Origin of the sequence: Sphingomonas sp., assembly GCF_036388435.1 — a bacterium.
GTDB lineage: Bacteria > Pseudomonadota > Alphaproteobacteria > Sphingomonadales > Sphingomonadaceae > Sphingomonas.
Map to the genome: position 1 here is coordinate 298,113 of NZ_DASVRV010000046.1, position 23,053 is coordinate 321,165.

The window sequence follows — 23,053 nt, forward strand, 5'->3', positions numbered from 1 at the left end:
GTTACTCCACCACCGCCGCGGCATCGGCCTCAGCGGTCTGCGATCCGCCCCGGCCCAGCAGGTCGGCGATCTTCTTGCCGCGCCGCTGCGCCACCGCCTTGGGCGAGGTCTGGTCGCCCAGCGCCTCGAAGGTCGCGCGGATCATGTTGTATGGGTTGGACGTGCCGATCGACTTGGTCACCACGTCGGCGACGCCCAGCGACTCGAAGATGGCGCGCATCGGCCCGCCGGCGATGATGCCCGTGCCCTGCGGCGCCGAGCGGACCGTCACCCGGCCCGCGCCGAAATGACCGTTGCCGTCATGGTGCAGCGTCCGGCCCTCGCGCAGCGGCACGCGCACCATCGCCTTCTTGGCCGCCGCGGTCGCCTTGGAGATCGCCTCGGGCACCTCGCGCGCCTTGCCGTGACCGAAACCGACCCGGCCCTTGCCGTCGCCCACCACGACCAGCGCCGCGAAGCCGAAGCGCTTGCCGCCCTTCACCGTCTTGGACACGCGGTTGATATGCACCAGCTTCTCGATCAGCTCTTCGCCGCCATCGTCGCTGCCGGGGCCGCCACGACCGCGATTGTCGCGACCGCGATTGCCGTCGCGCCCGCCGCGATTGCCGCCCGGGCCACCGCGCCCACGCGCACCGCCTGCGCCGCCGCCGGGACCACCACGACCGCGACCACCGCCGCCGCCCTGGTAACCGCCACCGCCGCCGCCCTGATAGCCGCCACCCGTGGCGCCGGCCGCACCGCCGGTCGCGTCCTGCGGCGCGCTCTCCGCGCCCGTGCCCGGCTGGTTGTTGTCGTCAGCCATCATCAGAACTCCAAACCGGCTTCACGCGCGGCTTCCGCCAGCGCCTTGACGCGTCCGTGAAACAGGAAACCGCCACGATCGAACACGACCCGCGTCACGCCCGCTGCCTTGGCCGCCTCGGCCACCCGACGACCGACACCCGCCGCCGCCTCAATGTTCGCGCCCGACACCGACCTGGCATCGGCGGTCAGCGTCGACGCCGCGGCGACCGTGCGCCCCTCGGCATCGTCGATCACCTGCGCATAGATGTGCTTGCCCGAGCGATGCACCGACAGGCGCGGCCGGGTTCCGGCGCGCGCGCGAAGCGAGGTCCGGTTGCGGCGACGCCGCTTTTCGAAGAGGGAAAGTCCCTTGGTCATCACTTCTTCTTCCCTTCCTTGCGGAAGATGAACTCGCCATCATATTTGATGCCCTTGCCCTTGTACGGCTCGGGCTTGCGCCAGCGACGGATTTCGGCTGCCAGCTGGCCGACGCGCTGCTTGTCGGCACCGCTGATCTCGATCGTCGTATTGTCGGGCGTCTTGACCTCCAGGTCGGTCGGCACGTCGATATTGACGTCGTGGCTATAGCCGAGCTGCAGCTTCAGGTTGCGGCCCTGGGCGGCGGCACGGTAACCGACGCCGGTGATCAGCAGCTTCTTGGTGAAACCCTCGCTGACGCCGGTCACCAGGTTCTGCACCATGGTCCGCTGCATGCCCCAAAAGGCGCGCGCCTGCTTGGTGTCGTTGGCCGGCTTCACCGTGATGCCGTCATCCTCCAGCGTGTAGCTGATCTCGTCGCGCAGCACGAGGTTCAGGGTGCCCTTGGGGCCCTTTACGCTCAGCTGCCCGTCGGCGATGTTCGCGGTCACGCCGGCCGGGACCGGGACCGCCTTTTTACCGATGCGGCTCATCAGAATACCTCCGCCAGCACTTCGCCACCGACATTCTGCTCGCGCGCCTCGGCGTCGGACAGAACGCCGCGCGGCGTCGATACGATGGTGATGCCCAGGCCGTTCATCACACGGGGCAGCGCCTGGCTCCCCGAATAGACGCGGCGGCCGGGCTTGGACACGCGCGCGACATGCTTGATGGCGGGCTGGCCCTCGAAATATTTCAGCTCCACGCGCAGGCCCGCGGCGGGGCCCATCTGCTCTTCGCTATAGCCGCGGATATAGCCCTCGCGCTGGAGCACGTCGAGCACGCGGACGCGCAGCTTGCTGGCGGGCGTCAGGACGGAGTCCTTCTTCGCGCGCTGCCCGTTGCGGATGCGGGTGAGCAGGTCACCCAGGGGATCGGTCACTGCCATGAGTGTATCCTTACCAGCTCGACTTGGTGACGCCGGGGATCATGCCCTTATTGGCGAGATCGCGCAGCATGACGCGGGCGAGACGGAACTTGCGGTAATAGGCGCGGGGCCGGCCGCTGATCTCGCAGCGGTTGCGGATGCGCGTCGGGTTCGCGTTGCGCGGCAGCTCGGCCATCTTCAGCCGTGCCTCCCAACGCTCCGCCTCGTCCAGCGACTCGTCGTTGGCGGTCGCCTTGAGCGCCGCGTATTTCGGCGCATATTGCTTCACCAGCGCGCGGCGGCGGTTGTTCTTGTTGATCGAACTCAGTTTCGCCATGGACTTAAGCTCTCTTCTTTCCTCTGGCTCTCCCCCGTTCGGGGAGAGGGAACATCATGATCAGGCCGCTTGCTTCTGCTCGTCGGCTTCGTCGCGGGGGAACGGAAAGCCGAACAGACGCAGCAGCTCGCGCGCCTCGTCGTCGGTCTTCGCCGTGGTGGTCACGATCACGTCCAGGCCGCGCACCTTGTCGATGCGGTCATAGTTGATCTCGGGAAACACCAGCTGCTCCTTCAGGCCGCAGGCGTAATTGCCGCGACCGTCGAAGCTCTTGGGGTTGAGCCCGCGGAAATCGCGGACGCGGGGCAATGCGATGGTGATGAACCGGTCCAGGAACTCGTACATGCGCTCGCGACGCAGCGTCACCTTGACGCCGATCGGCATGCCCTCGCGCAGCTTGAACTGCGCGATCGACTTCTTGGCCTTGGTGATCACCGGCTTCTGGCCGGCGATCAGCTCCATCTCGGACGCGGCCTGATCGACGCGCTTCTTGTCCTGCGTCGCCTCGCCCACGCCCATGTTGAGCACGATCTTGTCGAGGCGCGGGATCTCCATCCGGTTCTTGTATCCGAACTTCCCCGTCATCGCCGCGACGATACGCTCGTCGTAGATGGCCTTCATGCGCGGCACGTAACCGCCCTTGGTCTGCTCAACCATTGATCACGTCCCCCGTCTTCACGGCCACGCGGACCTTCTTGCCGTCGCGCTCCTCGAAGCGGACGCGGGTCGGCTTGCCGTCGGCGGTCACATGCGCGACCTTCGACACGTGGAGCGGCGCCTCGACGCGCTCCAGACCGCCCTGCGGATTGGCCTGGCTGGCCTTGCGGTGCTTGGTGGCGACGTTGACGCCGCCGACGATCACCTTGTCCAGCTTGGGCATGGACGCGGTCACCGTGCCGGTGCGCCCCTTGTCCTTGCCCGACAGGACGATGACCTGATCGCCCTTCTTGATGCGCGCGGCGGCCATCACAGCACCTCCGGCGCGAGCGAGATGATCTTCATGTGCTTCTTGCCGCGCAGCTCGCGCACCACCGGGCCGAAGATACGGGTGCCGATCGGCTCCTCGTTCTTGTTGACCAGTACCGCCGCGTTCGAATCGAACCGGATGGTCGACCCGTCGGCGCGGTGGATGTCCTTGGCGGTGCGCACGATCACCGCGCGGTGAACGTCGCCCTTCTTCACGCGCCCACGGGGCTGCGCTTCCTTGATGGACACAACGATGATGTCGCCGACGCCCGCGACGCGACGCTTGGAGCCGCCCAGCACCTTGATGCACTGGACGCGCTTCGCGCCGCTATTGTCCGCGACGTCGAGATTGGACTGCATCTGGATCATTGATCCGCTTCCTTCTCTTCACTTGGGGTGGATACCGACCCAGCCCCGCCTTGGTTTGACGCCGATCAGGCGTCCACGTCGACCCGCTCGGGCGTCGCATGGGTGTTCACCCGATCGACGACCTTCCAGGTCTTCAGCTTGCTGATCGGCGCGGTCTCTTCGATCCGCACCGTCTCGCCCTGCTTGAACTCGTTCCGCTCGTCATGAGCATGGTACTTCTTCGACCGACGGATGATCTTGCCGTAGAGCGGGTGCTTGACCTTGCGCTCGACGTTCACGACCACCGTCTTCTCGCCCTTGTCGGACACGATCAGCCCGGTCAGCACGCGCTTCGGCATGGTTCGTTCCTTACTTGGCGGTCGCGGCGCCGGAGCGCTGCGCCTGCATGGTCTTGATGCGGGCGATGTCGCGACGGACCTCGCGCACGCGGCTGGGCTTTTCGAGCTGGTTGGTCGCAGCCTGAAAGCGCAGGTTGAACTGCTCGCGCTTCAGATTGCCCAGATTCTCGGTCAGCTGATCGTCGGACTTGCCGACGAAATCCTTCTGCGCCATCTTACTCGCCTCCAAGGTGGCTGGTGTCGCCCAGGCGGGCCACGACCTTGACTTTGATCGGCAGCTTCATCGCCGCCCGCTCGAACGCTTCCGCGGCGATCTTGCCCTCGACCCCGTCCAGCTCGAACAGGATACGGCCGGGCTTGACGCGCGCCGCCCAGAATTCGGGCGAACCCTTGCCCGATCCCATGCGGACCTCGGCGGGCTTGGACGACACCGGCACGTCCGGGAAGATGCGGATCCACAAACGCCCCTGGCGCTTGATGTGACGCGTGATCGCCCGGCGTGCGGCCTCGATCTGGCGCGCGGTGATCCGCTCCGGCTCCATCGCCTTCAGCCCGTAGGAACCGAAATTGAGCGCGGTGCCACCCTTGGCGTCGCCGTGGATGCGGCCCTTGAACGCCTTGCGGAACTTGGTGCGCTTTGGTTGCAACATGGTGTGTTAATCCTCAGCGACGGTCATCGCGCGCGGGGCGCACACCGGAGGTCTGAGCCTCCATCATCAGCCGGTCGGTCGACATCGGGTCGTGACCCAGGATCTCGCCCTTGAACACCCAGACCTTGACGCCGCACACGCCGTACGACGTGTGGGCCTCGGCCTCGGCATAATCGATGTTCGCGCGCAACGTGTGCAACGGCACCCGGCCCTCGCGATAGGATTCGGACCGCGCGATCTCGGCGCCGCCGAGACGACCGCCGCACGCGACGCGAATGCCCTCGGCACCCAGGCGCAGCGCCGACTGGACGGCGCGCTTCATCGCCCGGCGGAACGCGATGCGGCGCTCCAGCTGGTCGGCGATACCCTGCGCGACGAGCCGCGCATCGACCTCGGGCTTGCGGATCTCGACGATGTTCAGCGACACGTCCGACGCGGTCATCGCGCCGATCGTCTTGCGCAGCTTCTCGATGTCCGAGCCCTTCTTGCCGATGATCACGCCGGGGCGTGCGGCGAAAATGGAGATGCGGCACAATTTGGCGGGACGCTCGATCACCACCTTGGAGATCGCGGCCTGGGGCAGCGACTTCATGATGTACGAACGGATCTTCAGGTCCTCCTGAAGCAGCCGGCCATAATCCGCACCCTCGGCGAACCAGCGGCTGTCCCAGGTGCGGTTGATCTGCAGACGCAGGCCGATCGGGTTGCTCTTCTGACCCATTATGCTTCTTCCTGCTCGCGCACGACGATGCGCAGACGGCTGAACGGCTTGAGGATGCGGGTCGACTTGCCGCGACCGCGCGTGGCGAACCGCTTCATGGTGATCGACTTGCCCACGCTCGCCTCCGACACGACCAGCGCGTCGACGTCGAGATTGTGGTTGTTCTCCGCATTGGCGATGGCGGACGCCAGCACCTTGCGCGCGTCGACGGCCATGCCCTTGGTCGAGAAGGCGAGGATGTTCATCGCGTCGCCGACCTTCTTGTTGCGGATCAGCGCCGCGACCAGGCCCAGCTTCTGCGCCGAACCGCGGATCTGCGTGCCGACCGACAGGGCTTCCTTGTCGCCGACCTTGCGGGGGGATTTCGGCTTGGACATCAGCGCTTGCCCTTCTTGTCGGCGGCGTGGCCCGGGAAGTAGCGCGTCGGCGCGAACTCGCCCAGCTTCATGCCGACCATGTCCTCGTTGACCGAGACGGGCACGAACTTGCGGCCGTTATAGACGGAGAATGTCAGGCCCACGAACTGCGGCAGGATCGTCGAACGGCGCGACCAGGTCTTGATCGGCGCGCGCGCATTGGCGTCCTGGGCGGTTTCGGCCTTTTTGAGGAGATGCAGGTCCACGAAGGGACCCTTCCATACGGAGCGAGGCATCTATCAGCCCTTCTTCTTCGCGTGACGCGACCGGATGATGAACTTGTCGGTCGACTTGTTGTGACGGGTGCGGGCACCCTTGGTCGGCTTGCCCCAGGGGGTGACCGGGTGACGACCGCCCGAGGTGCGGCCTTCGCCGCCGCCATGCGGATGGTCGACCGGGTTCTTCGCGACGCCGCGGGTCAGCGGGCGCTTGCCCATCCAGCGGCTGCGTCCGGCCTTGCCGAAATTCTGGTTCTGGTTGTCGGGGTTCGACACCGCGCCCACCGTCGCCATGCACTCGCCGCGGATATAACGCTGCTCGCCCGAGGTGAGCCTGACGATCACCATGCCGCGGTCGCGACCGACGACCTGGACATAGGTGCCCGCCGAGCGCGCGATCTGACCGCCCTTGGCGGGCTTCATCTCGACATTGTGGACGATGGTGCCCACGGGCATCTGGCCCAGCTCCATCGCGTTGCCCGGCTTCACGTCGGTCTTCTTGCCCGCGATCACCTTGTCGCCGACGCCCAGCCGCTGCGGCGCCAGGATATAGGCGACCTCGTCGTCGGTGTAGCGGACCAGGGCGATGAAGGCGGTACGGTTGGGGTCGTACTCGATCCGCTCGACCGTGCCCTCCATGTCCCACTTGCGCCGGACGAAGTCGACATAGCGGTAGCGCTGCTTGTGGCCGCCCGCGATGCCGCGGCTGGTCACATGGCCCTTGTTGTTGCGGCCGCCCGACTTGCGCTTGCCTTCGGTCAGCGCCTTGACGGGCGAACCCTTCCAGAGCGTCGAGCGGTCGATCAGGACGAGGCCACGCTGCGAAGGCGTGGTCGGATTATATTGCTTGAGCGCCATCGCCTCAGATCCCCGTAGTGACGTCGATCGACTGGCCCTGGCCCAGCGTCACGATCGCCTTCTTCATGTCGGAGCGCTGGTACGGAGCGCCCTTCCACTTCTTGGTCTTGCCCTTTTGCACGATCGTGTTGACGCCGGTCACCGTCACGCCGAACAGCGCCTCGACCGCCGCCTTGATCTGCGGCTTGGTCGCCTCCGACGCGACGCGGAACACCACCGCATTGTGCTCGGACAGGAGCGTCGCCTTTTCGGTGATGTGGGGCGCCACGATCACGTCGTAATGGCGCGGGTCGATCCCCGCCTGCTGCTGCTTAGCCATTGAAGCGCGCCTCCAGCTTCTCGACCGCGGCGCGCGTCAGCACCAGCGTGTCCGCCTTGATGATGTCGTACACGTTCGCGCCGACCGCGGGGAGGACGTCGACCTCATGGAGGTTGCCCGCCGCGAAGGCGAAGCTCGTGTCCACGGTGTCGCCGTCGATCACCAGCGCGCGCTTGCCGAAGCCCAGCTTGGCCAGATCGCCTTTCAGCGTCTTGGTCTTGCCGCCCTCGACCGCCAGGCTGTCCATCACGACCAGCGAGCCGTTCTGCGCATGGGTCGACAGCGCCATCTTCAGCCCGAGCGCCCGGACCTTCTTGTTCAGGCTCGGGTTGAAGTCGCGGACGCGGGCGCCGTGCGCCTTGCCGCCGCCGACGAAGATCGGCGCGCGCCGATCGCCGTGACGCGCCGTGCCGCCGCCCTTCTGGCGACCCAGCTTCTTGCCCGTGCGCGCCACGTCGGCGCGCTCGCGGGTGCCGCGCGCGGTCGCGCGACGCTTCTCCAGCTGCCAGGTGACGACCCGGTGAAGGATGTCGGGCCGCGGATCGACGCCGAACACCTCGTCGTTCAGCTCGATCGGCGTGTTCTCGCCGCCGGCGAAGGACTGTACCTTGATTTGCATGATCAGCCCTCCTGGCCGGTGGTGGACGCGGCGTCCGAGGCGTCGACGCCGGCCTTGACCTCTTCGGCGCTCGGCAGCGGCGTCATGTCGTGGACAGCGCCCTCCTGCACCGAAGCGACGACGGACTCCTCGTCATGTGCCGGGCTGCGCAGCCCCGCGGGGTAAGGCGCATCGGCATGACGGGCTTCCTTGACCGCATCCTTGACGAACAGCCAGCCGCCCTTCGATCCGGGCACGGAGCCTTTCACGAAGATCAGACCACGCGCCGCGTCGGTGCCGACGATCTCGAGATTCTGCTGGGTGCGATACTTGTCGCCCATATGCCCGGCCATCTTCTTGTTCTTGAAGACCTTGCCCGGATCCTGGCGCTGACCGGTCGAACCGAGCGAACGGTGCGAGACCGAGACGCCGTGGGTCGCGCGCAGACCGCCGAAGTTCCAGCGCTTCATGCCGCCGGCGAAACCCTTGCCCTGGGTGCGGCCCTGGATGTCGACATACTGCCCGGCGACGTAATGATCGGCCGACAGCTCGGCGCCCACGTCGAGCAGCGCATCGCCGTCGACGCGGAACTCGGCGAGAATCGCCTTGGGCTCCACCTCGGCCTTGCCGAAATGGCCGCGCTGCGGCTTGGACAGGTTCTTGGCCTTGGCGCTCCCGGCGCCAAGCTGGACGGCGGTGTAGCCGTCGCGAGTTTGTTCGCGGACGGAGACGACCTGTACGCCATCGAGTTGCAGGACGGTGACGGGCACGTGGCGGCCGTCGTCCTGGAACAGGCGGGTCATCCCCAACTTCTTCGCGATCACGCCGGTGCGCATGATCTGTGCTCCTTGCAGAGGCACGCAGGACCATTCCTGGGTGCATGACGGGCGTCCGTCGAAGCGAAACTCCGACGGGACCCTGTAGCCCGGTCTATAGCGAAGCGGCCCCGTCCCGGGCTGGTCGTCCCCGAGGAGACATGACGGGAGACGCTGACCCGGCGGCAAGCCACCGGCGGTATCTCGATGTCGTAGCCCGCGGGGTCCTAAGGTCGACCGCGGGAGCGCGGCCTTTAGGCCAGCTTGATCTCCACGTCAACGCCTGCGGCCAGGTCGAGCTTCATCAGCGCGTCGACGGTCTGGGGCGTCGGCTGGACGATGTCGAGCAGGCGCTTGTAGGTGCGCGTCTCGAACTGCTCACGCGACTTCTTGTCGATGTGCGGGCCGCGATTGACGGTGAACTTGTCGATGTGCGTCGGAAGCGGGATCGGACCACGGATCAGCGCGCCGGTGCGGCGCGCGGTGTCGGCGATGTCGCCGGCGGCCTGGTCGAGCACGCGGTGATCGAACGCCTTCAGACGAATGCGGATGTTGTTGTCCATTGAACCCTACCGATGCGAAAGAGCGGGCCGCTCAGCGGCTCTATCTGATTGAACGAAAACACTGGGGAGCACGGGATCGAAAACCCGGATGCTCCCACTAAAAGCGAACGGCCGACCCTGGTCGCCCAGGGCCGGCCGCTACAGGCTTTCGGCGCGGATCGACCGCGCCGGCTCCTCGCGGAGCGGGGCCTATATTACTTGGTGATGCCGCTGACAACCCCTGCGCCGACGGTCCGACCGCCTTCGCGGATCGTGAAGCGCTGGCCCACGTCCATGGCGATCGGCGCGATCAGCTTGATGCCGAGCGCGACATTGTCGCCGGGCATGACCATCTCGGTGCCCTCGGGCAACTCGACGGTGCCGGTCACGTCGGTCGTGCGGAAGTAGAATTGCGGGCGGTAGTTGGCGAAGAACGGCGTGTGACGGCCACCCTCTTCCTTCGACAGCACGTACACTTCCGACGAGAAGTCGGTGTGCGGCTTGATCGAGCCGGGCTTGCACAGCACCTGGCCGCGCTCGACCTCTTCACGACCCACGCCGCGGATCAGCGCGCCGACATTGTCGCCCGCCTGGCCCTGGTCGAGCAGCTTGCGGAACATCTCGACGCCGGTGACGACGGTCTTGCGGGTATCGTTGATGCCGACGATCTCGACTTCCTCGCCCACCTTGATGATGCCGGTCTCGACGCGGCCGGTGACCACGGTGCCGCGACCCGAGATCGAGAACACGTCCTCGATCGGCATCATGAACGGCTTGTCGAGCGGACGCTCGGGCTGCGGGATATATTCGTCGACCGCCGCCATCAGCTTGAGCACGGCGTCATGGCCGATCTCGGGGGTCTTGTCCTGGAGCGCGGCGACCGCCGAGCCCTGGATGATCGGAATATCGTCGCCGGGGAACTCGTAGGAGCTGAGCAGCTCGCGGATTTCCAGCTCGACGAGTTCGAGGATCTCGGCGTCGTCGACCAGGTCAACCTTGTTCATGAACACGACCATCGCCGGCACGCCGACCTGGCGCGCGAGCAGGATGTGCTCGCGGGTCTGCGGCATCGGGCCGTCGGTGGCGGACACGACCAGGATCGCGCCGTCCATCTGCGCGGCGCCGGTGATCATGTTCTTCACATAATCGGCATGGCCCGGGCAATCGACATGCGCATAGTGACGCGCCGACGTCTCATATTCCACATGCGCGGTCGAGATGGTGATGCCGCGCTCGCGCTCTTCCGGCGCCTTGTCGATATTGTCGTAGCTCGTGTACGTGGCGCCGCCGGTCTCGGCCAGCACCTTGGTGATCGCCGCGGTCAGCGAGGTCTTGCCATGGTCGACGTGACCGATGGTTCCGATGTTGAGATGCGGCTTGTTCCGCTCGAACTTCTGCTTCGCCATGGTTTCCTACCTTTACGGATTTCAGTGTCGGTGCCGCCAGGCCACGCGAACGCGGCCCAATAGCGGCTGATTTCGGATTACGCCAGCCCAGCCCGCGCCGCGGGTCAGGCCAATTTCGCCTTGACCTCGTCCGCCACGTTCGCGGGCACTTCGTCGTAATGCGAGAACTGCATGGAATATTGCGCGCGGCCCTGGGTGAACGAACGCAGCTGGTTCACGTACCCGAACATGTTCGCCAGCGGCACCATCGCCTCGACCGTCTGCGCGTTGCCGCGGCTGTCGGTGCCCTGGATCTGCCCGCGACGGCTGTTCATGTCGCCGATCACGTCGCCCAGATAATCCTCGGGCGTCACGACCTCGACCTTCATGATCGGTTCGAGCAGCTTGATGCCGGCCTTTTGGGCCGCTTCGCGCATCGCGCCGCGCGCGCAGATCTCGAACGCCAGCGCCGACGAGTCGACGTCATGATAGGCGCCGTCGGTCAGGTGGACCTCGAAATCGATGATCGGAAAGCCGATCAGCGATCCCGTCTCGGCGGTCTCGCGCATCCCCTTCTCGACCGAGGGGATATATTCCTTGGGAATATTGCCGCCCTTGGTCTCGTCGAAGAACTGGAAGCCCGTGCCGCGCTCGCCCGGCACCACCGTCACCTTGACGCGGCCGAACTGGCCGGAGCCGCCCGACTGCTTCTTGTGGGTGTAATCGATGTCGACCTTCTTGCCCAGATATTCGCGGTACGCGACCTGCGGGGCGCCGACATTGGCCTCGACCTTGAACTCGCGCTTCATGCGGTCGACCAGGATTTCCAGGTGAAGCTCGCCCATGCCCTTGATGATGGTCTGGCCGCTCTCGGCGTCCGACGACACGCGGAAGGACGGGTCTTCGCGCGCCAGGCGATTGAGCGCGACGCCCATCTTCTCCTGGTCGGCCTTGGTCTTGGGCTCCACCGACAGCTCGATGACGGGATCGGGGAAGATCATCCGCTCCAGGATGATCGGGGCGTTGAGCGCGCACAGCGTCTCGCCCGTGGTCGTGTCCTTCAGCCCCGCCAGCGCGACGATGTCGCCCGCGAACGCTTCCTGGATATCCTCGCGGCTGTTCGCATGCATCAGCAGCATGCGCCCGACCTTTTCCTTCTTGTCCTTGACCGAATTCATGACGACCGACGCGGTGTCCATCTTGCCCGAATAGATGCGGGCGAAGGTCAGCGTGCCGACGAACGGATCGTTCATGATCTTGAAGGCCAGCGCCGACATGGGCGCGCTGTCCTCGGGCGGACGCGCCTCGGGCGACACGCCGTCCAGCTTCAGCCCCTCGACGGGCGGGATGTCGAGCGGGCTCGGCAGATAGTCCACCACCGCGTCGAGCAGGGGCTGGACGCCCTTGTTCTTGAACGCGGAGCCGCACAGCACCGGCACGAACGAGAAGTTGAGCGTGCCCTTGCGGATCAGCGCCTTCAGGGTCGCGCTGTCGGGCTCGGTGCCCTCCAGATACGCTTCCATCACATCGTCGTCCTGCTCGACGGCCATCTCGATCAGCTCGGAGCGCGCGGTCGCGGCGGCGTCGGCCAGCTCGGCCGGGATCGCCTGATATTCGAACTTGGCGCCCAGCGACTCCTCCAGCCACACGATGGCGCGGTTCTCGACCAGGTCGACCAGGCCCTTGAACCCGCCCTCGATGCCGATCGGCAGGTACAGCACCGCCGGGCGCGCGCCCAGCCGGTCCTTGATCATGTCGACGCAACGCTCGAAATTCGCGCCGGTGCGGTCGAGCTTGTTGACGAAGCACATGCGCGGGACATGATATTTCTCCGCCTGGCGCCACACCGTCTCCGACTGCGGCTCCACGCCCGCCACGCCGTCGAAGCACGCGACCGCGCCGTCGAGCACGCGAAGCGAGCGCTCCACCTCGATGGTGAAATCGACGTGACCGGGCGTGTCGATGATGTTGATCCGGTGCTCGGGGCCCTGGCCCTCCGCGGCCTTCCAGAAGCACGTCGTGGCGGCCGACGTGATCGTGATCCCGCGCTCCTGCTCCTGCTCCATCCAGTCCATCGTCGCCGTGCCTTCATGCACTTCGCCGATCTTGTAGGACTTGCCGGTGTAATAGAGGATGCGCTCGGTCGTCGTCGTCTTGCCGGCGTCGATATGCGCCATGATGCCGATATTGCGATAACGCTCGAGCGGATGGCTGCGGGCCATGATCGTTGCTTCCTTGAGGATATGGGGAACGGGCGCCGGGGCCCGTTCCCCATCTAGATAGGGAGGATGGTTACCAGCGGTAGTGGCTGAAGGCGCGGTTCGCTTCCGCCATGCGGTGCGTGTCCTCGCGCTTCTTCACCGCGTTGCCGCGGTTGTTGGCGGCGTCCATCAGCTCGCCCGACAGCCGCGCCGACATGGTGTTCTCGCTACGGCTGCGCGCCGCGCCGATCAGCCAGCGGATCGCCAGCGCCTGGGCGCGCTCGGGACGCACCTCGACGGGCACCTGGTAGGTGGCGCCGCCGACGCGGCGGCTGCGGACCTCGATGCCCGGCTTGATGTTGTTGAGCGCGTCGTGGAACACGCCGATCGGCTCGCGCTTGGCGCGGCTCTCGACCGTCTCCATCGCGCTGTACACGATCAGCTCGGCCACGGACTTCTTGCCGTCCAGCATGACCGAATTCATGAACTTCGACAGGACCACGTCACCATAGACGGGGTCGGGCAGGATTTCCCGCTTTTCGGGACGACGACGACGAGCCATCTGATATTTCCTTCTGTGACTTCAGCCTGGGGGTCGGACGGACCGACCGGCTTACTTCGGACGCTTGGCGCCGTATTTGGAGCGGGACTGGCGGCGATCCTTGACGCCCTGCGTGTCGAGCACGCCGCGCAAGACATGATAGCGCACGCCGGGCAGGTCGCGCACGCGCCCGCCGCGGATCAGCACCACCGAATGCTCCTGGAGGTTGTGACCCTCGCCCGGAATATAGCTGATGACCTCGCGCTGGTTGGTGAGGCGCACCTTGGCGACCTTGCGCAGCGCCGAGTTCGGCTTCTTCGGGGTGGTCGTGTAGACGCGGGTGCAGACGCCGCGCTTTTGCGGGTTCTGCTCCATCGCGGGAACCTTGGACTTGGCCTTTTGCGGTTCGCGCCCGTGGCGAACCAGCTGGTTGATCGTCGGCATTGAAGCCTTCACCTTTCAGTTGGTTACTTTGCTGGAGCCTTGTCGCGCCCCTGCGGAGCCTCGGGGACCCCGCGAATACAAAAAGGACCATGGGAGCCGGCCATGGCCGCCCCTCAGGTCCTGGAATGCATCCAGCAATGTTCAATCGACCGGGCAAGGGCGAACCCCTGCCGGACGGCCGCGCCTATACGCCGGACGGTCTAGCGGGTCAACGGGCACGGCATGCGATACCGTCTTGCCGACCCGCCCCCGCGCGGATAGATGGCGAGGCATAGGGGCATAGCTCAGCTGGTTAGAGCGTCGGTCTCCAAAACCGAAGGCCCTCGGTTCGAGTCCGAGTGCCCCTGCCATTTTCACCCAACATGACGAGCCCCGCCATCGTGCTTCTGGAAATCGGCCGCGAGGCGCTGGCCTATGGCATCATGGGCGCCGTGGCCGCGATCGGGGTGCCCGCCCTCCTGATCCGGGCGCGGCGGCACCGGCTGCGGAAGCTGCGCCGCCGCGGGATCAAGCGCTACGATCGCTGACGCTTGCGCGGGCGGACCCGCGCGGCTAGATAGCGACCCCTGCCGACAGCGACGTGATCCCCCCTCGCCGCTTTCCACCGGGAAAGCGGCGGCGGGGCCATGAACGCGGTCGACCCCATCTAGCCGAGAAGCGAGCAGCCGTGGCGAAGACCACCCCCGCCCAGTTCATAGCGCAGGTCCGCGCCGAGACCGCCAAGGTCGTCTGGCCCACCCGGCGCGAGACGGTGATGACCGGCATCATGGTGGTCATCATGACGACGATCCTCGCCCTGTTCTTCCTGGGGGTCGATTCGTTCTTCAACGCGGTCGTCCAGGCGCTGCTCAAGCTCGCCCGCTAGGTCCCGAAGGAAAGATCACAGACATGTCGCGCTGGTACATCATCCACGCCTATTCCGGGTTCGAGGGCAAGGTCCGCGACGCGATCATGGCCGAGGCGACCCGGCTCGGGCTCGATCGGCTGGTCGAGCAGATCGAGGTCCCGACCGAGACCGTGACGGAGGCCAGGCGCGGCAAGAAGATCGCCGTCGAGCGCAAGTTCATGCCCGGCTACGTGCTGGCCAAGCTCGACATGAACGACCAGGTCTACCACCTCGTCAAGAACACCCCCAAGGTCACGGGCTTTCTGGGCGCGATGGGCAAGCCCCAGGCGATCAGCGAGGCCGAGGCCACGCGGATGCTCAACTCCAAGGAGGAAGCCGCCGCCGCGCCGAAGCAGAAGGTCAAGGTCGACTACGAGATCGGCGACGCGGTCAAGGTGCTCGACGGCCCCTTCGCGAGCTTCAACGGCACCGTCGAGGAACTCGATTTCGACAAGTCCAAGGTCAAGGTGTCGGTGTCGATCTTCGGGCGGGCGACGCCGGTCGAGCTGGACTTCGAGCAAGTCGAACGAAGCAAGTAGGCCTCGAGGCTTATTTGCTGCCCGCACGCGCCCAGCGAAGCTGGAAGCGAGACGGCGGAGACCGGCCGGCGGGTCGGCGCAGCCGGACCGGACCGACGAAGACGCGGGATTAACTCCCGCGTCCGCCGGCCCGGTGGGCGGCACTCCCGCTCATCGCTGCATGACCGGTCATTCGCCCGATCGGCTTCCCGCATCCAAGAAGTTTCGCCGGCTGGACAGTGCGACGGGATGGCCGCAACTAGGTCGCGCACCCCGCCTGGGAAACGAATGACCGATGCCGCCCCGACATCCCTTTCCCGATTACCGGCCCTGCCCCGCCGAGCGGCGCATCGATGAACTCAAACGCCTGCTCAACCCGGACATCTTCCATACCGACTATATGAATGCTCGGGCAGGCGGCAGGCTGGTCGCGACGGGGCTGAAAAGTTTCGCCGCCTCGCTCGCATCGCCCCGCTGGGCGAGCAGCGCCATTCTCGCCGGGATGGCGGCCAAGCCGAGCGCGCGGATGAACCTGGTCTTCGCGGCGTTGTTCGATCTGGTGTGCAACGCGGAGTATATCCACGGGCGGGTGATCAACAAAAGATGGATCTACTGCAACCGTCATCGCCCGGCCGACGACCTGCCCGGTGCGCCCTACGCCTATTATTCCTTTCTCAAGCAATGCCCGATCTGCTGCCAGGATCGTGGGATCGAGAAGCGGCTGGCCGACGCGCAGCACAAGCCGTCGAGCCACCATATCGGCGAGATCACCACGACCGCCGCCGCCTATTTCCTGGCGCTGATGGGCGCCGCCAATCGGCGGCCGCTGACGGTCGGGACCATTTCCAAGCAAAGTCATGACGTAGACGCCATGGCTTGGCGTGACGACGTACTGGTCTTGTTCGAGATCAAGGCGTCGCCGCTCGTCACCTATCCGCTCCGCACGGCGCTCGATCATCCCTTTCTCGAGGACGGCCAGGACGGCCCGGCGGAGCTTGCCCAGCACAGGCCGATCGATGTCGACTTCCAGCGGCGCGAGTTGAGCCTGTTCCTCGCCAACGTCGGAGTCGACGTTCCGCTTGGTTCGCCGGTGACCGCGGACTGGCCCTATCCGCCGCTCACCGAATATATCGCCGACCCGGACGCGCTGCTCACTTATGTCGAGGCGTGGGCGGATATCTTCCGGGCTTATTCGATTCCGAAGACCGCGCGCGCCGGGCGCGATATCGCGCTCGGCTATCTGGCGAATGGCTGGGGGGACGAGATCGACTCCAACAAGACCAAGGCCGGGCTCGGTCGGACGGACGACATCAAGAAGGGCACCTACCAGCTGCTGAAATTCGGCGCCTATTACCGGGACGGCTCGCCCAAGCTGCCGATCCGCGGAGCCCTCGTCGCCAATCTCGATCCGGTGTTCCTGTTCGACGCCTATATGGCGAAGCTCGCCGACGCGCGCTGGGCGCCGGGTGCCCATTTCCGGCCGTCCGCCAAGCCGGGCGTCACGGAAATCGACGACGACGCCCTGTATCACCTTTATGACATGGTCATCGCCTTCAATCGCCCGATCTACAACGACCCGCTTTCCGGGGCCCTGTTCAATTTCCAGGATACGGAGGCCGCGTTGCTGAGCGGCGCGCTCGACCCCCTGCTGCGGAGCTGGGGCGCGAGGTGCTGACCGCCCGCACCACGGTCGTCCTGCGGCACAATGTCACGATGCCGGGCGATGCCGATCTGGCGCTTCGCGAATGGGCGGCGATCCTCGGCCGGCCGGGCGAGAAGCTGTCGGCCCTCGCTTTCGCCGAACGCCATGCTTCCGCCGGAGCCGCGTCTCCGCGTCTGGCGACCACGTTCGACTGGGTGGCGATGTCCTGGACCGACTTGCCGCTGGACGACGCGGCCGAGCTGATCCGGCGCAGCGGCTTCGCCCAGGAGGTGTTCATCGAGGGGGCGTCGCAGCCCGGGATGATGGCCGCGCTGACCGGGCGCGTCGGCACGGCCGCGACCATGGCCTTGGGCTATTCCCGGCCGGTCCTCGTCGCGCTCGCCCATAACTATGTGATCGAGACCGAGGCGGTTCTGGCGCCCGAGGTCGCGACCGGCCGCGTGGGACTCGTCGTCCGCGCGCTTCTCGATCCCTATCGAACCGGCCGCGACTCTCCACTGGCGCGCAAGCTGCGCGGCGCCAAGAAGACCAGCCTGTCGCTGTCTCACGACCTCCATATCTTCAAGGCGAAGTTCTTTCCGCGCATGGTCCGCGCGCTGATCAACATCCATGGGCGCGACGCGACCGTCATCGATCCCTATTGCGGTAGCGGCACCGCGTTGCTGGAAGCGGCGCTCTTGGGACAGGACGCGATCGGGATCGACATCGACCCGATCTGCGCGCTGATCTCCCGCGCCAAGGTCGCGCCCTTCGTCGGGCATCGCGCAGAGGTCGAAACCGCGCTTGATCGGCTTCGCATCGCCCTGTCCGCGTCGGAATCGGCCGACCGATTCGTATTTCCCGACGAACTGGAACGCAAGATCATCCGCCGCGACCGGATCGACGCGACCGCCTATCTGTCGGAGATCAAATGCGACGCCGCCGCGCTGGCGCGCTCCCTGAGCGCGGTAGCGACCGAAGGTGTCGCCGGCGATCTCCTTCGCGTGCTCGCCAGCGACGCCGCGACCAAGAAGGTCCGTTACCGTTTCGTCGGTGTCGGAAACGGGCGCTACACGATCGAGATATTGAAGCAGCCGCTCCTGTCGCGGTTGCGCGAGAAGATCGATCGAACGCACCAGCTGCTGGGGGTGTTCGCGGAGCTGGAAAGCGAGTTGAGGATTAGGCTGGGGCGCGTGACCGTCGCGCACGCCGACGCGCGCGACGGCACCACCTGGCCGTCTCTGCCGGCGCGCGGCTTCGTGGTGACCAGCCCGCCCTATCTGCCCGCATCGTCGGGACGCGAGCATTATGCGGCGTCGCGTGCGCTGGCCTTCGCCATTCTGGGCTATGACGCGGGCCAGGATGGCTATTTCGACGGGCGGCCGGATGGCGGGGACACCTCCGAGTTCGACCCCGAGTTCGACCCCGAGTTCGACAGGGACGGCGAGGTCGAACGGTTGATGACCTATCTGCTTTCCGACCGGGACGACGCGGCCGATCCGCAACGCGACGCCATGCGCTTCCACCGCAAGGCCGTCCCGACCGCGCACTATCTGCGCGACATAGGCCGGTTCGGCTCCAGTCTCGCCGATGCCTGCCGCTCCGCGCGTCTCGTGCTGGTCGTGGCCGACCAGCACGTCTTCTATTCGCATCGTCGCGGCGTGGTGGAGCACGTCGTCGATTGCGCCACGCTCTATGACGAGGTGCTGAAGGGCGCGCGCTTCGAATTGCGCGACGAGATGGAGTTGCAACTGCTCAAATCGGCGGCGTCGCGCGCCAAGCCGCGTGCCAAGGACGATTATCACGAGACCGTTCTGATGTTCGAGCCCGGACAGGTGGCGCGATCCGCGGATCCGGGGTCGCCCATCCCCCATCCCGCCGAAAACGACGCCGATCGGGATCCGTTGCTAGCCGCCTAGCCGCACGCGGCCGGCACGGTCGGTCGCGTGCGGCCAGGCGGCCGGCCGACGGGGGCGGCTCGCCGGCCCCGTTCGACGTCACGGGATTTATTCCCGTGACGGCCCGCGCGGCTTCCGCCCCCGCTTCTCCAGATCCCCCAACCGCCACCCCCCGAACAACGCGGTGTTCGGGTCGTGCGCCACCTTCGCCGGGTCCGCCTTGGACCATCCCGTCACCTGCGCCAGGTCGGGCAGCGCCGGGGCGGGCGGTTCGTGCGCGCAGCGTCCGCCGCGCGCCGCGCGCGCCGCCTCGGCCACGCGGTACCTCTCGCGGTCGCGCTCCAGCCGCGCCTCGCCCATCAACGTCAGCCGCTCCGAACAGGCCGCGCGCGACTCGCCGGGGCGGCGCCGCATATGCGGGGGCTCGGCCCATAACCGCGCCTCCTTCTGGTGGAGGTACATCAGTTGCAGCGCCTGGTTGGCGGTCATCGGCGGGATGGCGGGCGGGTCGTTGTGGCGCCACGCATCGTCGGCGTGCGACGCGGGCTCGCGGCTCTCCAGCAGCGCCATTTCCAGCCGTTCATAACCTTGTTCCAGCGCCATCCGCATCTCGCGCGCAAAGGCCGGGTTGCGCCGCCGCCGCCGGTAAAAGGCCGCGACCGACGCGCCCGCCGCCGCCGCGGACATCCGCACATTGGCGGTCGCCGACAGCGCGGCCAGGAACGCCTGCTCGCACTGGACCGTCAGCTTGCCGGGCTGGGCGGCGCGTAGCTGGAGCTTGCCGTCGCGCCGCCGGACCACCACCGGCTCGCCGCCCGCGGTCCGGTGCGCGGCCGCGGTTGCGCCGTCGGCGCTCCCCTCCGCCGCCGCGTCCGGCGTCGGGCCGCGCGCTTCGGGACCCTTGCGCCCGCCCTTGTCATGCAGCCGCGCATGGGCCGACACCACCGCCGCGTCCCAGCGCGCCGCGAAGGCCGGATGCGCGGCCCGGCGGTGCTGGATCGTGCCATGGCTCACCCCGACGGCGCGCGCCGCCGCGCGGGCATTGCCGTCGCGGCGCAGCAGTTTCAGGAAGGCGGCATTCTGGAGCTGCTGGGCGCGGGTGAGCGGTCTGGCCATCGTTCCTGCCATGTTCCTGCACTTTTCCAACATTGCAAGCTTGGGCGCGCTGGGGTAATGGCGCGCGCTTCCCAGACAGCTGTGGAAATGCCGCGGGAGGACGTTCGCGTCCGCTTGAACCGCTAAACTTGGAAAAGAGTGAGCAATGGCGAAAAAGATCACCGGTTACATCAACCTGCAGGTGCCCGCCGGCGACGCGAAGCCCGCGCCGCCGATCGGGCCGGCGCTGGGGCAGCGCGGCGTCAACATCATGGAGTTCTGCAAGGCGTTCAACGCCCAGACGACCGACATGGAAAAGGGCACGCCGCTGCCCACGCGCATCACCGTCTATGCCGACCGTTCCTTCTCGTTCGAGACCAAGACGCCGCCCGCGACCTTCCTCATCAAGAAGGCGCTGGGGCTGAAGTCGGGCTCCAAGGAGCCGGGCAAGACCTCGGCGGGGACGATCACGCGCGCGCAGCTCCAGGGCGTGGCGGAGGCCAAGATGAAGGACCTCAACGCCAACGACATGGATTCGGCGGTTCGGATCATCGAAGGCTCCGCGCGCGCGATGGGTCTTCAGGTCGTGGAGGGTTAAGAACATGGCCAAGCAGAGCAAGAAGCAGAAGGCGCTCCAGATCAATCCGGAGCAACTCCACGGCGTCGACGAGGCGATCGCCCTCGCCCGCGCCAACGCCACCGCCAAGTTCGACGAGACGATCGAGGTCGCGCTCAACCTCGGCGTCGACCCTCGCCACGCCGACCAGATGGTCCGCGGCGTCGTGACGCTCCCCAAAGGCACCGGCAAAACCGTCCGCGTGGGCGTCTTCGCCCGCGGCCCCAAGGCCGACGAGGCCCGCGAAGCCGGCGCCGACGTGGTGGGCGCGGAAGATCTGATGGAGATCATCCAGGGCGGCACGATCGATTTCGACCGCTGCATCGCGACGCCCGACATGATGGGCGTGGTCGGCCGGCTGGGCAAGGTGCTGGGCCCCAAGGGGTTGATGCCGAATCCCAAGCTGGGCACCGTGACGATGAACGTCGCCCAAGCGGTCAAGGAGGCCAAGGGCGGCCAGGTCGAATATCGCGTCGAAAAGGCCGGGATCATCCATTCGGGCATCGGCAAGGCGAGCTTCCCGGCGGAAGACCTGCGCGCCAATTTCGACGCGCTGGTCGATGCGGTCGTACGCGCCAAGCCGTCGGGCGCCAAGGGCAAGTACGTCCGCAAGATCGCGGTGTCGTCGAGCATGGGCCCGGGGATCCGGGTCGACGTCGCGGAGGTCGCCGGGTCATGATCGAAACCGGCCGGCATGGCCGCGAGGCCATGTCCGGCGGCGTGTGAAAGAAAGGGCCGGGAGCGATCCCGGCCTTTTTCTCGTTCAGTCGCCCTCGGCCGCGCCGATATGGCGCACGCCCCGTGCTTGCGCGAGCGTGACCTGGCGGTGACGTTCCGCATAGCCGGTACGTTGCCGCTCGTCGCGACGACCATGGCAACCGGGGCAACTCACCCCCGGCACGTAGAGCGGTGACGCCCGATCCTGGGCGCCGACCGGCATCCGGCATGCGCGGCATAGCTCGTGCGTACCGGGGCTGACGCCGTGGGTGACGGTGACGCGCTCGTCAAAGACGAAGCATTCGCCCCGCCAGGCGCTCTCGCGGGCGGGCACCGTCTCGAGATAGTTCAGGATGCCGCCATCGAGGTGATAGACCTCGTTCACCCCCTCGGCTTTTAGGAGGGCGGTGGCTTTTTCACACCGTATACCTCCGGTGCAGAACATCGCGACCCTGGGCGCGGCGCCGTCGCCGATCAGCGCGTCGCGATGGGCGCGGAACCAGGCCGGGAAGTCGCGGAAATGACGGGTGCCGGGGTCGATGGCGCCGGGAAAGCTGCCGAGCGCGACCTCGTAATCGTTGCGGGTGTCGATCAGAACCGTGCCGGGCCGCGCGATCAGGTTGTTCCAATCGGCAGGGGCGACATGGATGCCCGCTCCCATAGCCGCGTCGATGCCGGGCTCGCCCATCGACACGATCTCCCGCTTCACCCGTACCTTGAGACGATGAAACGGCATGGCGGCGCAGGTCGCATCCTTGACCTGCATATCGGCACAGCCCGGTAGCGACCGGAGATGCGCGAGGACGCGGTCGATCGCCTCGGGGCCGCCGGCGATGGTGCCGTTGACGCCTTCCGGCGCCAGCAAGAGCGTGCCACGCACCCCGTTCGTCCGGCAGACGCGAAGCAGCGGGTCGCGCAACGCGTCGGGATCGGGAAAGCGGCTGAACCGGTAGAGCGCGGAGACACGGATCGGGGCGGCGGGATGGTCCATGGCGCGCGTCTAGCCCGTCATCGGCGCTCGCTACAGCCCCTTCCCCGCGCGGCAGCGGTGGAACTCGACGGGGTCGTGCGAACAGATCACCTGCACCTCGGCGCGGTGATCGACCGACAGGCGGCGGACGCGTTCCTGATTGCGCAGGCGGTGGACGCGGTGGGTCTCCATCAGCGTCTGATAGGCGCGCAGGCCGGGCGTGCAGCGGCGCCGTGCGCTCCGCATCTCACCCCGGTAGAAATAAGCGTCGCCCGCCTGGAGCAGCCAGCGGCCGTCAGGGCGGCGGATCGCGACGCCGGCATGGCCCCAAGTATGGCCCGGTAGCGGGACCATGAGGATCTCGGGAGGCAGCCCGTCCAGATCGCGCACCGCGTCGAAGCCGAACCACCCTTCCCCGCCCGCGCGGTAGGTGCGCCAGTCGGCGACCGCATCCCATTGGGCGGGGCGGTAGCGGCGCGACTGGACAAAGCCCTCCCACGGCCCGGTCGCCTGATCGTATTCAGCCTTGAGGACATGAACGCGCGCGGCCGGGAAATCCTCGATCCCCCCGGCATGATCGAAGTCGAGATGGGTGAGGACGATGTGGCGGACATCCTCGCGCCGAAAGCCCAGCGCCTCGATCTGGCGGGCGGCGGTCTCCTCCTCGCGCAGCCGGATGTTGAGCAGGCCGCGAAAGAATTTGGGAATGCGCTCGGGCGGGCTGTGCGGGTGATGAACGTCCTTCAACCCATACCCCGTGTCGACGAGCACCAACCCGTGCGCGTCGGTCTCGATCAACAGGCAATGGCCGACGATCTCGCCGAGCGGGCCCAGGCTCTTGCCGTCGAAGATCGCGCCGCCGAGCGGGCAGTCGGTAGCGCAGTTGAGATGGTGGATACGCATGGGGACCTCCGGGTCGTTCCGA

General features: G+C 66.8%; 33 protein-coding genes and 1 tRNA gene. 8 read left to right on the top strand and 26 right to left on the bottom strand.

Translation table 11 applies throughout. The features are described from left to right. Position 1 precedes the first annotated feature (1 nt). The 23 genes from rpsE to rpsL all read right to left on the bottom strand — a co-directional run bounded on the left by rpsE (position 2) and on the right by rpsL (position 13,786). A complete protein-coding gene (gene rpsE / locus VF592_RS11280) occupies positions 2-802 on the bottom strand; it encodes a 30S ribosomal protein S5 (RefSeq protein WP_331005765.1) in 801 nt (266 codons plus the stop codon). A 2-nt stretch (positions 803-804) separates the two neighbouring features. Further along, a complete protein-coding gene (gene rplR, locus VF592_RS11285; RefSeq protein WP_331005716.1) occupies positions 805-1,161 on the bottom strand; it encodes a 50S ribosomal protein L18 in 357 nt (118 codons plus the stop codon). Beyond that, positions 1,161-1,694: a 50S ribosomal protein L6 gene (gene rplF / locus VF592_RS11290; RefSeq protein ID WP_331005717.1), complete on the bottom strand. Its 534-nt coding sequence runs from the start codon at positions 1,692-1,694 to the stop codon at positions 1,161-1,163. The genes rplR and rplF overlap by 1 nt, the downstream gene beginning before the upstream one ends. After that, positions 1,694-2,089, bottom strand: coding sequence for a 30S ribosomal protein S8 (gene rpsH, locus VF592_RS11295; RefSeq protein ID WP_331005718.1), 396 nt, complete (start codon positions 2,087-2,089; stop codon positions 1,694-1,696). The genes rplF and rpsH overlap by 1 nt, the downstream gene beginning before the upstream one ends. 10 nt (positions 2,090-2,099) lie before the next feature. Next, positions 2,100-2,405 carry a 30S ribosomal protein S14 gene (gene rpsN / locus VF592_RS11300; protein WP_331005719.1) on the bottom strand — a complete coding sequence of 102 codons (306 nt, stop codon included), beginning with the start codon at positions 2,403-2,405 and terminating at the stop codon, positions 2,100-2,102. Between the two features lie 60 nt (positions 2,406-2,465). Continuing rightward, entirely contained in the window at positions 2,466-3,026 is a 561-nt protein-coding gene (rplE, locus tag VF592_RS11305) for a 50S ribosomal protein L5 (protein ID WP_331005766.1), read from the bottom strand. A 28-nt stretch (positions 3,027-3,054) separates the two neighbouring features. Continuing rightward, positions 3,055-3,372 (bottom strand): 50S ribosomal protein L24, encoded by a 318-nt coding sequence (gene rplX, locus VF592_RS11310; RefSeq protein ID WP_331005720.1) that lies wholly within the window; start codon positions 3,370-3,372, stop codon positions 3,055-3,057. After that, a complete protein-coding gene (rplN, locus tag VF592_RS11315; protein WP_174291909.1) occupies positions 3,372-3,740 on the bottom strand; it encodes a 50S ribosomal protein L14 in 369 nt (122 codons plus the stop codon). Before rplN ends, rplX begins: the two co-directional genes overlap by 1 nt. A gap of 65 nt (positions 3,741-3,805) precedes the next feature. Then, a complete protein-coding gene (gene rpsQ / locus VF592_RS11320; protein ID WP_331005721.1) occupies positions 3,806-4,078 on the bottom strand; it encodes a 30S ribosomal protein S17 in 273 nt (90 codons plus the stop codon). A gap of 10 nt (positions 4,079-4,088) precedes the next feature. Next, positions 4,089-4,292, bottom strand: coding sequence for a 50S ribosomal protein L29 (gene rpmC / locus VF592_RS11325; protein WP_331005722.1), 204 nt, complete (start codon positions 4,290-4,292; stop codon positions 4,089-4,091). 1 nt (position 4,293) lies between these two features. Then, positions 4,294-4,728 carry a 50S ribosomal protein L16 gene (gene rplP, locus VF592_RS11330; protein ID WP_331005723.1) on the bottom strand — a complete coding sequence of 145 codons (435 nt, stop codon included), beginning with the start codon at positions 4,726-4,728 and terminating at the stop codon, positions 4,294-4,296. A gap of 13 nt (positions 4,729-4,741) precedes the next feature. Further along, positions 4,742-5,449, bottom strand: a complete 708-nt coding sequence (rpsC, locus tag VF592_RS11335) for a 30S ribosomal protein S3 (protein ID WP_331005724.1) — start codon at positions 5,447-5,449, stop codon at positions 4,742-4,744. After that, complete coding sequence (gene rplV, locus VF592_RS11340; protein ID WP_331005725.1) at positions 5,449-5,826, bottom strand: 50S ribosomal protein L22; 378 nt, start codon at positions 5,824-5,826, stop codon at positions 5,449-5,451. Before rplV ends, rpsC begins: the two co-directional genes overlap by 1 nt. Continuing rightward, complete coding sequence (gene rpsS, locus VF592_RS11345) at positions 5,826-6,101, bottom strand: 30S ribosomal protein S19 (protein WP_331005726.1); 276 nt, start codon at positions 6,099-6,101, stop codon at positions 5,826-5,828. Before rpsS ends, rplV begins: the two co-directional genes overlap by 1 nt. 3 nt (positions 6,102-6,104) lie before the next feature. Continuing rightward, on the bottom strand, positions 6,105-6,941 hold the full coding sequence (gene rplB / locus VF592_RS11350) for a 50S ribosomal protein L2 (protein ID WP_331005727.1): 837 nt from the start codon (positions 6,939-6,941) through the stop codon (positions 6,105-6,107). Between the two features lie 4 nt (positions 6,942-6,945). Continuing rightward, positions 6,946-7,260, bottom strand: coding sequence for a 50S ribosomal protein L23 (locus VF592_RS11355; protein WP_331005728.1), 315 nt, complete (start codon positions 7,258-7,260; stop codon positions 6,946-6,948). Further along, positions 7,253-7,879: a 50S ribosomal protein L4 gene (gene rplD / locus VF592_RS11360; RefSeq protein ID WP_331005729.1), complete on the bottom strand. Its 627-nt coding sequence runs from the start codon at positions 7,877-7,879 to the stop codon at positions 7,253-7,255. Before rplD ends, VF592_RS11355 begins: the two co-directional genes overlap by 8 nt. A gap of 2 nt (positions 7,880-7,881) precedes the next feature. Next, entirely contained in the window at positions 7,882-8,694 is an 813-nt protein-coding gene (gene rplC / locus VF592_RS11365; RefSeq protein WP_331005730.1) for a 50S ribosomal protein L3, read from the bottom strand. 233 nt (positions 8,695-8,927) lie between these two features. Then, positions 8,928-9,236, bottom strand: a complete 309-nt coding sequence (gene rpsJ / locus VF592_RS11370; RefSeq protein ID WP_033921125.1) for a 30S ribosomal protein S10 — start codon at positions 9,234-9,236, stop codon at positions 8,928-8,930. 194 nt (positions 9,237-9,430) lie between these two features. Then, positions 9,431-10,621, bottom strand: a complete 1,191-nt coding sequence (gene tuf, locus VF592_RS11375) for an elongation factor Tu (RefSeq protein ID WP_331005731.1) — start codon at positions 10,619-10,621, stop codon at positions 9,431-9,433. A 104-nt stretch (positions 10,622-10,725) separates the two neighbouring features. Further along, positions 10,726-12,822 carry an elongation factor G gene (fusA, locus tag VF592_RS11380; RefSeq protein ID WP_331005732.1) on the bottom strand — a complete coding sequence of 699 codons (2,097 nt, stop codon included), beginning with the start codon at positions 12,820-12,822 and terminating at the stop codon, positions 10,726-10,728. A 70-nt stretch (positions 12,823-12,892) separates the two neighbouring features. Beyond that, a complete protein-coding gene (gene rpsG / locus VF592_RS11385; RefSeq protein WP_331005733.1) occupies positions 12,893-13,363 on the bottom strand; it encodes a 30S ribosomal protein S7 in 471 nt (156 codons plus the stop codon). A 51-nt stretch (positions 13,364-13,414) separates the two neighbouring features. After that, positions 13,415-13,786: a 30S ribosomal protein S12 gene (gene rpsL, locus VF592_RS11390; RefSeq protein ID WP_331005734.1), complete on the bottom strand. Its 372-nt coding sequence runs from the start codon at positions 13,784-13,786 to the stop codon at positions 13,415-13,417. A gap of 273 nt (positions 13,787-14,059) precedes the next feature. Here rpsL and VF592_RS11395 point away from each other — a divergent pair. The 6 genes from VF592_RS11395 (at position 14,060) to VF592_RS11420 (ending at position 18,751) form a co-directional block, all read left to right on the top strand. After that, positions 14,060-14,136 (top strand) — tRNA-Trp (locus VF592_RS11395). 12 nt (positions 14,137-14,148) lie between these two features. Continuing rightward, positions 14,149-14,313 carry a hypothetical protein gene (locus tag VF592_RS11400; RefSeq protein ID WP_331005735.1) on the top strand — a complete coding sequence of 55 codons (165 nt, stop codon included), beginning with the start codon at positions 14,149-14,151 and terminating at the stop codon, positions 14,311-14,313. 140 nt (positions 14,314-14,453) lie between these two features. Further along, positions 14,454-14,651 (top strand): preprotein translocase subunit SecE, encoded by a 198-nt coding sequence (gene secE, locus VF592_RS11405; protein WP_331005736.1) that lies wholly within the window; start codon positions 14,454-14,456, stop codon positions 14,649-14,651. A gap of 23 nt (positions 14,652-14,674) precedes the next feature. Then, positions 14,675-15,211, top strand: coding sequence for a transcription termination/antitermination protein NusG (nusG, locus tag VF592_RS11410; protein WP_331005737.1), 537 nt, complete (start codon positions 14,675-14,677; stop codon positions 15,209-15,211). 274 nt (positions 15,212-15,485) lie between these two features. Continuing rightward, complete coding sequence (locus VF592_RS11415; RefSeq protein WP_331005738.1) at positions 15,486-16,865, top strand: hypothetical protein; 1,380 nt, start codon at positions 15,486-15,488, stop codon at positions 16,863-16,865. Then, positions 16,859-18,751, top strand: a complete 1,893-nt coding sequence (locus tag VF592_RS11420; protein WP_331005739.1) for a DNA methyltransferase — start codon at positions 16,859-16,861, stop codon at positions 18,749-18,751. The genes VF592_RS11415 and VF592_RS11420 overlap by 7 nt, the downstream gene beginning before the upstream one ends. 87 nt (positions 18,752-18,838) lie before the next feature. On the opposite strand, the gene VF592_RS11425 is transcribed toward VF592_RS11420, so the two are convergent. Beyond that, the gene (locus VF592_RS11425; protein WP_331005740.1) at positions 18,839-19,846 is read right to left on the bottom strand and encodes a hypothetical protein; all 1,008 of its coding nucleotides are present in this window, start codon (positions 19,844-19,846) and stop codon (positions 18,839-18,841) included. A gap of 145 nt (positions 19,847-19,991) precedes the next feature. Between VF592_RS11425 and rplK the strand changes: the two genes are divergently transcribed. Further along, positions 19,992-20,423, top strand: a complete 432-nt coding sequence (gene rplK, locus VF592_RS11430) for a 50S ribosomal protein L11 (RefSeq protein WP_331005741.1) — start codon at positions 19,992-19,994, stop codon at positions 20,421-20,423. Positions 20,424-20,427: 4 nt separating this feature from the next. Beyond that, complete coding sequence (rplA, locus tag VF592_RS11435; RefSeq protein ID WP_331005742.1) at positions 20,428-21,120, top strand: 50S ribosomal protein L1; 693 nt, start codon at positions 20,428-20,430, stop codon at positions 21,118-21,120. Between the two features lie 84 nt (positions 21,121-21,204). Here the strand turns inward: rplA and VF592_RS11440 are convergent, their stop codons facing one another. Then, a complete protein-coding gene (locus VF592_RS11440; protein ID WP_331005743.1) occupies positions 21,205-22,149 on the bottom strand; it encodes a rhodanese-related sulfurtransferase in 945 nt (314 codons plus the stop codon). Positions 22,150-22,179: 30 nt separating this feature from the next. Continuing rightward, positions 22,180-23,031: an MBL fold metallo-hydrolase gene (locus VF592_RS11445; RefSeq protein ID WP_331005744.1), complete on the bottom strand. Its 852-nt coding sequence runs from the start codon at positions 23,029-23,031 to the stop codon at positions 22,180-22,182. Positions 23,032-23,053: the final 22 nt, after the last annotated feature.